Genomic DNA, 11,909 nt, shown 5'->3' on the forward strand with positions numbered 1-11,909 from the left:
GCCGTCATCCGGCCGACCGCGCGGATGGCCTGGCGGCGGGGGGCGAGGCGGCGGGCGAACTCGGCCCCGCGCCCCGGGTAGCCGCTCCGGGGTCAGGCGGCCGGCGGCCGCATCGTCTGGCGTACGGTCGGCGCGGCGCCCAGCGAGTCGAGCCAGGCGTCCAGGTCGCGCATCGCCCGGCCGTCGAGCAGCCCGGGGTCGACCGTGGTGCGCAGCTGGTACGGGACGCCCGAGGCGAGCAGCAGGCGCAGGCCGCGTTCCGCCGAGGCGGCCGCGTGGCCGAGCCCGGTGACCCTTTCGTACCGGCTCGGCGGCGCCTTCACGTCGAAGCCGACCCAGTCGACGAGACCGGCGTCGAGCAGCCGGGCGAGGCGGCGCGGGAAAGCACCGCCGGTGTGCAGCCCGACGCCGAGACCGAGGTCCCGTATCTCCCGCGCGGCGGCGGGCAGTTCACGCTGGAGCAGCGGCTCGCCGCCGGAGAACACCACGCCGTCGAGGAGTCCGGCACGGCGCTCCGCGTGGGCCCGCACCTCGGCCCAGTCGACCGGGGCGTGGCCGCGCGGCGCGAGGAGTTCCGGATTGTGGCAGTAGCCGCAGCGCCAGGGGCAGCCCTGGCAGAACACGGTGGTGACGAGGTGTTCCGGCCAGTCGCAGGTGGAGAGCTTGGACCAGCCGCCGATCCGGATCACGCCGCGCCACCGGCGCTCGCGCCCGCGCCCACGGCCACGTCGTTCATGGCGCGGGCCGGGTCGAACGGGACGCGTTCGGCGTGCTCGCCCCGCTTGCCGATGTTGAAGGAGGACACCGGGCGGTGGTAGCCCATCACCCGCGTCCACACCTCGCACTCCGCCCCGCAGGCCGGGCACTGCGGCTGCTCGCCGACGAGGTAGCCGTGGTCGGCGCAGATCGAGAAGGTGGGGGTGACGGTGAGGTAGGGCAGCCGGAAGTTCTCCAGGGCGCGGCGGACGAGCCGCCGGCACGCCTCGGCGGTGGGGATGCGTTCGGCGGTGTAGAGGTGGAGGACGGTGCCGCCGGTGTACTTGGTCTGGAGTTCGTCCTGCCGCTCCAGCGCCTCGAACGGGTCGTCGGTCCAACCGACGGGGAGCTGGCTGGAGTTGGTGTAGTAGGGGTGGGCGTCGGTGCCCGCCTGGAGGATGCCGGGGAAGCGCCGCCGGTCCTCCTTGGCGAAGCGGTAGGTGGTGCCTTCGGCGGGGGTGGCCTCCAGGTTGTAGAGGTGTCCCGTCTCCTCCTGGAAGCGGGTCATCAGGGCGCGGACGCGGTCGAGGAGCCGTACGGCCAGGGCGTGTCCGGCCGGGGTGGTGACATCCTCGGTGTCCCCGCTGAAGTTGCGGATCATCTCGTTGACGCCGTTGACGCCGATGGTGGAGAAGTGGTTGCGCAGGGTGCCGAGGTAGCGCCGGGTGTAGGGCAGCAGGCCGTCGTCGATGAGCCCCTGGACGGTGGTGCGCTTGATCTCCAGGCTGTCCCTGGCGAGTTCGCACAGCCGGTCGACGGCGGCGAGCAGCGCGTCCTCGTCGCCGGGGTGAAGGTGTCCGAGGCGGGCGCAGTTGAGGGTGACGACGCCGAGGGAGCCGGTCTGTTCGGCGCTGCCGAAGAGTCCGTTGCCCCGCTTGAGCAGCTCGGTGAGGTCGAGCTGGAGGCGGCAGCACATGGAGCGGATCATGTGCGGGGCGAGGTCGCTGTTGAGGAAGTTCTGGAAGTACGGCAGTCCGTACTTCGCGGTCATCGCGAACAGCCGGTCGGCGTTCTCGCCCGCCCAGTCGAAGCCGGGGGTGATGTTGTAGGTGGGGATGGGGAAGGTGAAGACCCGGCCGCTGGCGTCGCCCTCGGTCATGACCTCGATGTACGCGCGGTTGATGAGGTCCATCTCGGCCTGGAGCTCGCCGTAGGTGAAGTCGCAGGGGGTTCCGGCGATCACGGGCTGTTCGTCGCGCAGGTCGTCGGGGCAGACCCAGTCGAAGGTGAGGTTGGTGAAGGGGGTCTGGGTGCCCCAGCGGGACGGCACGTTGAGGTTGTGGACCAGTTCCTGCACGCACTGGCGGACCTGCGGGTACGTGAGCCGGTCGGCCCGTACGTAGGGCGCGAGGTAGGTGTCGAAGGAGGAGAACGCCTGGGCGCCCGCCCATTCGTTCTGCAGGGTGCCGAGGAAGTTGACGATCTGCCCGACGGCGGAGGACAGATGGCGCGGCGGCGCGGAGTCGATCTGTCCCGGCACCCCGTTGAAGCCCTCGGTGAGCAGGGTGCGCAGCGACCAGCCCGCGCAGTACCCGGCGAGGACGTCGAGGTCGTGGAGGTGGAGGTCGCCGTCGCGGTGGGCGGCGGAGACGGCGGGTGGGTAGACCTCTTCCAGCCAGTAGTTCGCGGTGATCTTCCCGGCGGCGTTGAGGATCAGGCCGCCGAGCGAGTAGCCCTGGTTGGCGTTGGCGTTCACCCGCCAGTCCCGGCGCTGCAGGTACTCGGTCACGGTTTCGACGGCGTCGACAGTGGTCACGGCGGCCCTCCCACGAGGCTCGGCACGGAAGTGTTCGGTTCGGCCGCAGGGGTCGGACTCGCGCGCGGGGCGCGCTCACCGTTGCGGGGCAGTCCCGGGTTCGCACCGGGTTCCCTGGGGTACGGCGAGGGCGCCCCGAGGTGTCGGGGGCGTCTCGCCGTATCGGCCTCGCACACACTACATATGGCGCGGGGTGCCATGCGGCGACACCACATGTGGGGGTGGGGTGGGGCGGCAAGGTCGGGTCCTCCGACCGTCGGAGAGCGGTCGGAGGCGGGGCTTCCGGCCCGGGTCGTACGGCCCGGGGGGCTTCGACGGAGGGGAGCGCGGCCGAGGCGTACGGCCCCGGGGCGTCGATGGAACGGAGCGCGGCGCGATCGTGGCACCGGCCCGGGCCGATGGCCGCGGCCTACACTCGACGGCATGGTCCAGTCCCCCGCGCCCGACGTCGACGCCTACCTCGCCGCCCTCTCCGGGCCGCGGGTGCCGGCCCTGGTCCGGCTGCGCGAGCTGTGCCGGGCGGAGCTGGTCGGGGCCGCCGGGTCCCGGCACACCGAGGTCATGGCGTACGGGATGCCCGCGTACACCCGCGACGGCACGGCCGAGATCGCGTTCGCGCATCAGAAGTAGTACATCTCGTTCTATCTGATGCGTTCGGATGTCGCGGAGGCGTTCGCCGAGCGGCTCGCGGGTCAGGACATGGGCAAGGGCTGCATCCGCTTCCGCAAGCCCGAGGCGATCGACTTCGACCTGATCCGCGACCTGCTCGCGGCGGTGGCGGGCACCCCGGGACCGGTCTGCTGACGGACTGCCCGGACCGCCCCATCCATCCGGTCCATCACGCGACTCAGCGGTCCCAGGTGGTGAGGGGCGACTTGTACAGGGAGTTGACCTTCTCGCCGTCCAGCCACTTCTCGAGCCGCGCCGCCTCCTTCGTCAGCGCGGCGCGCGCGGGGCGGCCCGGGTCGTCGGGGAGGACGAGCTCGACCCGGGCGTCGTCGTCGAGGACGTACGCGCCGATGATCCGGCCGTCCCACCAGGCGGTGGTGCCGCAGTTGCCCGCGCGGTCGTAGATCGCGGACGCGAATTCCGGGGCGAGGTAGAAGTCACGGTCCTTCCAGCCCATGGGGGTGGGGTCGAGCGCGGGCAGCAGCGCGGCCCACGGTTCGACGGCGGGCTCGGGGTCCACGTCGTCGGGCAGCACCCAGCCGGTCTGGTCCCGTTCGAGGCGCACCGGTGCGGCGGCGACGTCGGCGAGTGCCGTGCGCATCGCGCTCTTGGTGGCGCCGAACCACCACACCAGGTCCCGTTCGGTCACCGGCCCGAAGGTGCGCAGATAGCGGGCGACGAGGTCGGCGTATCCCTCGGCGGGGCCGCTGGGGGCGACGGGCGTGCCGAGCCAGTCGTCCATCCGGGTCCACAGGGGCCGGGTGATCCGCCAGTGCCCGGCGTTGTGGCCGCGCACCAGCTCGCCGCCGGCCGCGAGCCAGGTGAGGACGCGCGGGGCGACGTGGAGGACCTGGCCGTAGGGCTTGTGCTCGTAGAAGGAGATCTGTCCGGCGAGCTCGTCGAGGGCCTCGCGCAGTTCCTTGGCGCTGAGTTCGGCGCCGCCGGAGAGATGGCCGAGGACGGCGTCGCGGGCGGCGGCCAGCCAGGCGGCGCCGTCCGCGGCGATCTCGCCGCTCTCGACGTCCTTGACCAGCCGGGCGTGTTCCTGCTGGGCGACGCGTGCGGACGCGCTGCCGAGGGCCGCGGGGAGCGTGCCGCGCGGGAACACGAACAGGGTGCGGCGCATCGCGAGTTGTTTGACGAGGGTTTTCGCGTCGTAGAGGGCGTCCGCCAGGTCGGCGCGGGTGAAGTCGTCCACGCGCGCGTGGAGCGAGAGATAGGGCGTGGCCGGTTCGGTGGAGTGCAGCACCGTCATCGCTCCGGTCGCGGTGACGGCGTCCGCCAGCCGGTGCTGCGGCGCGAGGCCGTGGCGCCGGGCCGCGCGGGCCCGGCGTTCCGTGTCGTCGATCAGTCGCGTGCCGGTCGTGGCTGTCACTGGTGCGGTCCCGTCCCGTCGTCGGTGGCACGTGTACGCGTGCTGGTGCCGGTGCTGCTGCTGGCTGTCGTACGGAGCAGTGTCCCCCGGCGGCCCGGGCGGCCGTCACCCGACGGGCCGTACCAGGCGGCCCCTGGCGACCAGTTCGAGCGTGACGGCGACGGCCACGGCCTGGACGAGGAGCAGGGCCACGAGGACGAAGAGCTGGACGGCGCCCGCGTGGAGCGGGGACGCGCCGCCGAGCAGCATCCCGACGAACGCGCCGGGCAGGGTGACGAGGCCGACCGTGCGGGTCTGGTCCATGCCGGGCAGCAGGGCGTCCGACGCCGGTTTCCGGGCGATTTCGAGGCGGGCCTCGCGTTCCGGCAGGCCGAGGGCGAGCCCGGCCTCGACCTCCCCGCGCCGCGCGGCGAGCTCGTCGAGCGCGCGCCGCCCGCCGAGCACGGTGGCAGTGAGCGCCCCGCCGATCAGGATCCCGGTGACCGGGATCAGCGCGACCCCGCGGACCGGCACCAGTCCGGTCAGCAGCAGCGCGAGGACGACGGGCCCGACGGCGACCCCGATCGGCAGCGCCGCCCACCCCCAGGCGGGCCCGGGCGCCGGGACGATCCGCCGCCCGGCGGTACGGGTGGCCACCCCGTACATCAGCAGCAGGAAACCGACGAGCAGCCCGGGCGACCTGACCACCCACCCGATGACCAGCGACACCAGCACGAGCTGCACGGCGGCCCGCCCGCCGGCGACGAGGGTGTCCCGGGCCCGCCCGAGCCGCGCGAGCGCGACGACACCGGCGGCGAGCACGAGAAGCACGGCGAGCACGGCCCAGAAGGGTGTGTTGACGTGGAGGAGCACGGGGCCAGCGTAGGGGTGGGCGGGGTGTCCGGAGCCCGCCGCCGCCCGCCGCGCGGCGTGATCCGCGGGGGCGCGAAGACCGACCGTACAGCCGCCCCGTCACCTCGGATCATGGCGGGTTGGTGCGGCAGCCTTAGGGAATCCGGATCCTCACGTGGCTTCCGGCGGCGAGGAGAGCTGTTCGTCGCGGCGCTCCGGGGTGAAGGCGTCGCGGCGGGCGAGGGTCACCGACAGGGGCACGCCCAGCCGGTCGGCCGCGCGTCGGCGGACGCGCACCTGGGCTCGGGTCCGGGGGCGGTACGAGGGGAGCGGGGAGCAGCCGCAGCCCGGGCGGTGGTCGTAGGTCAGCCCCTCCGCGAGGACGGTGGCGACGACGGACCATGCCTTCGTGTCGCGTCGCCGGGGCGCGGCGAAGTCGTAACCGGCGAAGACGAGCCGCTCACGGCAGCCCGGGCAGACGCGCTTCCGGATCGGCCACGCGCTGCTCTTGAAGGAGAGCCGGCACGCGACGCACACGTAGTGCCGGAAGGCGCCGTTGAACGCGTGGTAGCACATGGTCCAAGAGGCTACGCGTGCTCCGTATCGGTCCGGGCGTCGGAGGGTTCGTCGAGAGGTGGCCGACCGCCGTGCCACCAGGACGGCTGCCCGTTCACGCCCGGCCGGGCGCTTCGAACTCGTCGTCGCACAGGCCGGTCCGGCAGCAGACGGGCAGCCACTCGGCCGCGATCTCGCGAACCCGTTGCAGACGGGCCCGGTCCGGCTCGATCACGGTCAGGATCTCGAAGGCGTCACCGGCATCGGCGGGCGACCGACGCGACATCACCTCTTCGTAGAGGAGCCAGATGCCCTGCGCGGCGATGGCCTGGCAATGTTCCGCGCGTTCCGTGTGCTCTCCGGCGACCATGCGCTGGAGGAGTTCGAGGAACCATCCGCGGGCCAGCGGGGCCAGCTCGTCCGCGAGGGCGGCCAGCGCGACGGACGTCACGGCCGGGGCGGGTTCCCAGAGCGTCGCCGGGGACCAGACGTGCTCCTCCAGACTGACGTGGACGGGGCGCTGCTCCGGGCCTCGGCCCGCCAGCTGGCGGAGGTCTCCGGCGAGGTGCTCCGCCGTGTCGCCGCAGCCGCACCGCATGGACTGCCAGTCCTGGCGGGCGATCTCCCTCTCGATCAGATTCATCGCCGCCAGACACTACTCGAGACGCCCGGCGCCGAAAATCCGGACGCTGTCGCGAGCCGTGCTGGCATCGTGATCACCATGGCAGCGACAGACGGCACCCCCGCCCCCGACCACCGCGTCCGCGACGCGTATCCACCCCTGCTGGAGACCGCGTGGCGGTATCGGGTGGATCAGGTGCGCCCCGAGGACCTGCCGATGACCGCTGCCCGGGCACTCGCCGACGGCATCGACACGCCCGCCCTGTGCGAGCTCGCCGGGTTCTCGCGCCGGGCGGACCCCCGGGACATCCGCGACACGTTCGAGCGGGCTCTTGAGGAACTGGCGATCGTACTGCCCGACCGGCCCACGGCCCGGCGGTACGCGCTGCGCCGGCTGGCCGCGCGATGCGCCGCCGGGGAGGTGGAGCTCGCCGAGGTGGCGTCGGACGAATGGTCGGATCTGGTGGTCGAGACCGCTGAGGAGCGGGCGTTCCTGGAGCTGCTCCCGCCGTGCGCGTGCTGTGTCGCGTACACCGTGGGGCTCGACGAGGCGACCTGGGCGGCGCGGCTGCGGGTCGCGGCCCGCGCCCTGGTCGCACGGGCCACCGTCGGGCCGACGTTCTGACGTACGGCTGACGCACGAGGCCGGGTGCCGGGCGCGTTGGGGTGGTCGGTGGGCCGGGGCGGTGCAGAGTGGGGTGGTGGATGTCGAGCGGATCGCCGATGCGTTGTACGGGGTGCGGCCGGCCGAGTTCGTGGCGGCGCGGGACGCGTACGTCGCGGAGGCGCGGCGGGCCGGGGATCCGGCGGCGGTGAAGGCCATCGGGGCGCTGCGGCGGCCCTCGGTCGCGGCCTGGGCGGCTAACCTGATCGCGTTGCGGCGGCCGGAGGAGGCCCAGCGGTTGCTGGAGCTGGGCGCTTCCCTGCGGGAGGCGCATCGCACGCTGGACGGCGAGAAGCTCAGGGCGGCGAACCAGCGGCAGCGGCAGCTCCTCGCCGCGCTGGCCCGGACGGCGGGCGGTCTTGCCGAGGACGCCGGTCAGCGGGTCGGCGGCTCGGTACGCCAGGAGGTCGAGCAGATCCTGCACACGGTCCTGGCCCGGCCGGACGTGGCCGAGGTGTGGGTGCGGGGGCGGCTGGTGAAGTCGCCCGACGCGGCGGTCGACTTCGACACCGTCACACCGGACGTGCTGCCCGTCGCGAAGCCCGTGCCCGCATCGGGGACGGCATCCGCGCCCGAACCGGCGCCGAAGGCACGTGCGGCGGCGGCCGAGGCGGACGCCGAAGTCACCCGCCGGGAGCGCGAACTGGCCGCCGCCCGGGACACCGCGACCCGGGCCCGGGCGGCGGCGGACACGGCCGCCGACCGCGTACACGGCGTTGAGAACGATCTGCGGCTGGCCCGCGAGGCGAGCCGGGCGGCGTCGGGTGCCGCTTCGGCGGCGACCGCCGAGGTACGGGGCGCGGAGCGCGCCCTGCGGGACGCGCGGCGGGCCGCCCAGGCGGGCGGCCCGGGAGACGGAACGGGAGACGGAACGGTGAGCCGTCATGGCGTACGCGTGGTTCCCCTTCCTGCCGCACACCCGGCAAAACCGATTGCGTACGCGAAGCCCGATGACCACTCTGGTCCCGTGGCAGAACCTCAGCACCAGATCAGAGCCCTTCACACCGACTCCACCCTCACCGTCTACCAGGCGTACGCGCCCGCGATCGCGCTCCCGGCCGCCCGGGACGGGCGCTTCCCCGCCGCCTGGAAGCGCGACCGGATGACCTGGATCAAGCCCTCGTTCCTGTGGATGATGTACCGCTGCGGGTGGGCCACCAAGGAAGGGCAGGAGCGCGTCCTCGCCGTCGAGATCAGCCGGGAGGGCTTCGAGTGGGCGCTGCGGAACGCGTGTCTGTCCCACTACGAGCAGGGCGTCCACGCCGACCGTGCCGCGTGGCAGCGTGAGCTGAGGCGGGCGCCGACGCGGGTGCAGTGGGACCCCGAGCGGGATCTGCGGCTGCGGCCGCTCGGCCATCGGTCGTTGCAGCTCGGGCTCGGCGGGGAGGCCGCGCGGCGCTATGCCGACGAGTGGATCGTGTCCGTCACCGATGTCACTCCCCTCGCCCACGCCGTTCACGCCCAGGTACGGGAAGGGGAGCTGGACGCCGCCCGGCGGCTGCTGCCGGACGAGCGTCCCTACCCCGTGGCCGACGAGGTGCTGGCTCACCTGCACCGGTAGGCGTCATCGCCGGTCGGTCACCCGGACGGTCACCCGGTGGGGGCGAGGTGGGCGCGCAGGGCCTCGTTCAGGGCCTGGAAGTCGCGTTCCGTGCCCTGGAGCATCTTGCCGAGGAACGGCACGAGGACGCCCTTGAAGTTCTCGCTCTGGGTGAGGCGGGTGGCAGGGCGGCCGTCGGAGCCCGGGATCTCGGTGAGGGTGAAGATGTGCTCGCCGTCGAAGACGCCGGGCACGAGGAGGTGGCCGATCCAGCGGAGTTCGGTGTTCTCGCGGGCGGCGAGGACGCGGGGCTTGAAGGTCATCGGGCGGCCGCCGGCGGGGAACATCCGCAGCGTCAGCCGGGCGCCGACGGCCACCTCACCGGCGGCCTCGCGGATGAAGGGGTTCCAGTCGCCGTAGTGGTCGAGGTCGACCAGGGCCGCCCAGACCCGGTCGGGGGTGGCGTCGATGTCGATGTGGGTCGAGATGGTGCGCACGTGCCGTGGTTCTCTCTGTGTTCATCGGGTACGGGGCACGGGTGTCCGTGCCGGGCGTCCGACGGGAGCCCTCCGTGCTGATCAGCCGGGATGCGCGGGCCGGGTCATCGTGAGCGGGACGGCACCCGACTGTCAACAGAATGTTGAGTGAACGGCCGGGGCGCGGTGGGCACCCCGGCCGTCGTCCGTCGGCATCCGGGTCAACGTCCCGCCGTCGCCCGGTGGGTGGCGTCCGTCGCCGGAACGGGCGTACGGGCCGGGCGCGTCCGGTCGACAGGAGGACGGCGGCTCCAGCGAGCAGTCCGGCGAGCGCGAGCGCGTAGCCGTCGATGACCCACCGGCAGATCGCGTTCACCGGGGCCACCACAGGGCCGCGCTCACGTACCAGCCGCTGCGGTGAAGCGACCGCGGTCGGGGGCTCGTGGGCCCGGTCGCGGCCGTGTTTGTATCCGGTCCGTATCAGCCGGGGCTCGGTCCGCCGTCGATCGGGGCCGGGCGTGTTCGCCTGCCCGGCCGTGTCCGATCTCTGCCGTATCGTTCCGGTGCGGACCCCGTGATCCGCCCCACCCGCCCACGCAGCCGTACCGTCCCGCCGTCCGGAGGAATCCCCGTGTCCGTTTCCGCCGCCCAGGCCGCCACCCCGCCCAGCGCGGTACGGGTCCTGCTCGTCGAGGACGACGAGCTGATGCGGCACTCGTTCACGGTGGCGCTCGAACGGTACGGGTACGAGATGCGGGCGGCCGCCGACGGTCTCGAGGGGCTGGAGCTCTTCCGCGACGAGCCCTTCGACCTGCTGGTCCTCGATGTGATGCTGCCGGGTCTCGACGGCATCGGGCTGTGCCGCCGGGTCCGCGAGACCAGCCTGGTGCCGGTGCTGATGATGTCCGCGCGCGGCGACGGCCTCGACGTGGTCGCGGGCCTGGAGGCGGGGGCCGACGACTACGTGGTCAAGCCCGTCGACACCTATGTCCTCGTCGCCCGGATCCGCTCGCTGCTCCGGCGGGCGACCTACGCGCCCGGCGCGGACCCGGCCGCCGGGCCCCGGCCGGAGCCCGGCGTTCCCGACGTTCCCGATGTGCTCGACTTCGGCGGTCTGCGGATCGACACCGCGGGCATGGAGGTCACCCTGGACGGCGCGCTCGTCGCCCTCACCCCCACCGAGCTGAAGCTCCTCCTTGAGTTCGCCGCCCACCCGGGCGTGGTCCTGGAGCGGCACCGGCTGCTGCGGGACGTGTGGGAGTACGGCTGGGACGGGGACAGCCGGGTCGTCGATCTGTGCGTGCAGCGGCTGCGGCGCAAGCTGGGCCGGGACCGCATCGAGACCGTCCGCGGCTTCGGCTACAAGTTCCGGCGCTGAGTCCGGTGCGCGGGTTCCCCTCCCCCTGGTCCCAGCGGCCGTCGCTGCGCTGGAAGATCGCCGCCCTCGCCGCGCTCACGGCCGCCCTCGTGGCGACCGCCGTCGGTGTCCTGGTCCATCTCTGGACCGCGAACGACATCCGTGACCGCGCCCAGGCCGCCGCCTTCAACAGCGTCTACTCCGCCATGGACGTCTACCGGCGCACCGGCACCCTCGCCGACGGCGCCGAGCTCGACCCCGTCGAGCTGCCCGCCGCGCTGCGGGCGCCGCGCGACGCCGCCCGGCACACCGCGTACGACGGCCGGGTCGAGGGCAACGTGGGCCCGAGCTACTGGGCCGCCCAGCGCACCGCGGGCCCGGGCAGCCCGGTGCTCGCCGTCCGCGTCAACATGAGCTCCGAGCTGCACACCCTCGGCCGGCTCGACATGACGATGACCGTCGCCTCGCTGCTCGCGCTCGGCGCCGCCGTGCCCGTCACGGTGTACGGGGCGGGGCTCGTCGCCCGGCGGCTGCGGCAGGTGTCGGAGACCGCGAGCCGGATCTCCGCCGGTGACCTCGACGCCCGTACCGGACCCACCGAAGGCCGGGACGAGGTCGCCGAGATCGCCGCCACCGTCGACCGGATGGCCGACAGCCTGTCCCAACGGCTGCGCATCGAGCGGCAGTTCACCGCCGATGTGGCGCACGAGCTGCGCACCCCGGTGGGCGGGCTGCTCGCCGCCGTCGATCTGCTGCCGCCGGGGGCGACGGAGGATCTGATCCGGGCCCGGGTCCGGGATCTGCGCGGGCTCGTCGAGGACCTGCTGGAGATCTCGCGGCTTGAGGCGGGGGCGGAGCAGGCGGTGTGGACCCGGGTGCCGCTCGCCGAGGTCGTCGCCGAGGCCGTGGCCCGTACCGGACACGACACCGAGGTCATCGTCGCCGGAGCCGGAGCCGGGCCCGGCTCCGGCCCTGGGGAGCCCTTCACCCTGGAGACCGATCCTCGCCGCCTTGAGCGGATCGTCGCCAACCTCGTCGTCAACGCCCACCGGCACGGCACGGCGCCGGTCCAGGTCACCGTCGACGGGGCGACCGTCGCCGTCCGCGACCACGGGCCCGGCTTCCCCGAGGACCTGCTCGCGCACGGGCCGCGCCGCTTCCACACGGGCGCGGCGGAGCGCGGCGCCGGGCACGGGCTCGGGCTGACCATCGCGTTCGGGCAGGCCCGGCTGCTCGGTGCCACGCTGCGGCTCGGCAACGCGCCCGACGGCGGCGCCGTCGCCACCCTCCGGCTGCCGGCCGGCTGAGC

Annotated in this window: 11 protein-coding genes, 1 pseudogene and 1 riboswitch; of the genes and pseudogenes, 5 read left to right on the forward strand and 7 right to left on the reverse strand. The window is 73.7% G+C overall.

The window, feature by feature from the left end:
• Positions 1–92: 92 nt before the first annotated feature.
• Both ACIPXM_RS15080 and ACIPXM_RS15085 read right to left on the reverse strand, forming a co-directional pair.
• Positions 93–689, reverse strand: a complete 597-nt coding sequence (locus ACIPXM_RS15080) for an anaerobic ribonucleoside-triphosphate reductase activating protein (RefSeq protein WP_401655327.1) — start codon at positions 687–689, stop codon at positions 93–95.
• Entirely contained in the window at positions 686–2,512 is a 1,827-nt protein-coding gene (locus ACIPXM_RS15085) for a ribonucleoside triphosphate reductase (RefSeq protein ID WP_401655328.1), read from the reverse strand. Before ACIPXM_RS15085 ends, ACIPXM_RS15080 begins: the two co-directional genes overlap by 4 nt.
• Before the next feature lie 50 nt (positions 2,513–2,562).
• A riboswitch (cobalamin riboswitch) is annotated at positions 2,563–2,627 on the reverse strand.
• Positions 2,628–2,935: 308 nt separating this feature from the next.
• Between ACIPXM_RS15085 and ACIPXM_RS15090 the strand changes: the two are divergent.
• Positions 2,936–3,316: pseudogene (locus tag ACIPXM_RS15090) on the forward strand (iron chaperone).
• Between the two features lie 43 nt (positions 3,317–3,359).
• Here the strand turns inward: ACIPXM_RS15090 and ACIPXM_RS15095 are convergent.
• The 4 genes from ACIPXM_RS15095 to ACIPXM_RS15110 form a co-directional block, all read right to left on the reverse strand.
• Complete coding sequence (locus ACIPXM_RS15095; RefSeq protein ID WP_401655329.1) at positions 3,360–4,556, reverse strand: winged helix DNA-binding domain-containing protein; 1,197 nt, start codon at positions 4,554–4,556, stop codon at positions 3,360–3,362.
• A 105-nt stretch (positions 4,557–4,661) separates the two neighbouring features.
• Entirely contained in the window at positions 4,662–5,408 is a 747-nt protein-coding gene (locus tag ACIPXM_RS15100; RefSeq protein ID WP_401655330.1) for an ABC transporter permease, read from the reverse strand.
• A gap of 150 nt (positions 5,409–5,558) precedes the next feature.
• Entirely contained in the window at positions 5,559–5,963 is a 405-nt protein-coding gene (locus ACIPXM_RS15105) for a hypothetical protein (protein ID WP_401655331.1), read from the reverse strand.
• A gap of 94 nt (positions 5,964–6,057) precedes the next feature.
• Positions 6,058–6,585, reverse strand: a complete 528-nt coding sequence (locus tag ACIPXM_RS15110) for a hypothetical protein (RefSeq protein WP_401655332.1) — start codon at positions 6,583–6,585, stop codon at positions 6,058–6,060.
• 78 nt (positions 6,586–6,663) lie between these two features.
• Here ACIPXM_RS15110 and ACIPXM_RS15115 point away from each other — a divergent pair, with 78 nt between their 5' ends.
• On the forward strand, positions 6,664–7,188 hold the full coding sequence (locus ACIPXM_RS15115; RefSeq protein ID WP_401655333.1) for a hypothetical protein: 525 nt from the start codon (positions 6,664–6,666) through the stop codon (positions 7,186–7,188).
• 1,006 nt (positions 7,189–8,194) lie between these two features.
• On the forward strand, positions 8,195–8,788 hold the full coding sequence (locus ACIPXM_RS15120; protein ID WP_401655552.1) for a DUF4291 domain-containing protein: 594 nt from the start codon (positions 8,195–8,197) through the stop codon (positions 8,786–8,788).
• 29 nt (positions 8,789–8,817) lie between these two features.
• Here ACIPXM_RS15120 and ACIPXM_RS15125 read toward each other — a convergent pair whose 3' ends face one another.
• Positions 8,818–9,264, reverse strand: coding sequence for an SRPBCC family protein (locus ACIPXM_RS15125; protein WP_401655334.1), 447 nt, complete (start codon positions 9,262–9,264; stop codon positions 8,818–8,820).
• Positions 9,265–9,949: 685 nt separating this feature from the next.
• Between ACIPXM_RS15125 and ACIPXM_RS15130 the strand changes: the two genes are divergently transcribed.
• Positions 9,950–10,621 (forward strand): response regulator transcription factor, encoded by a 672-nt coding sequence (locus tag ACIPXM_RS15130; protein WP_401655553.1) that lies wholly within the window; start codon positions 9,950–9,952, stop codon positions 10,619–10,621.
• Complete coding sequence (locus tag ACIPXM_RS15135) at positions 10,618–11,907, forward strand: sensor histidine kinase (RefSeq protein ID WP_401655554.1); 1,290 nt, start codon at positions 10,618–10,620, stop codon at positions 11,905–11,907. Before ACIPXM_RS15130 ends, ACIPXM_RS15135 begins: the two co-directional genes overlap by 4 nt.
• The last annotated feature ends 2 nt before the right edge of the window (positions 11,908–11,909 follow it).

Origin of the sequence: Streptomyces sp. NPDC090025 (genome assembly GCF_044748125.1) — a bacterium.
In the GTDB taxonomy this organism is placed as follows: domain Bacteria; phylum Actinomycetota; class Actinomycetes; order Streptomycetales; family Streptomycetaceae; genus Streptomyces.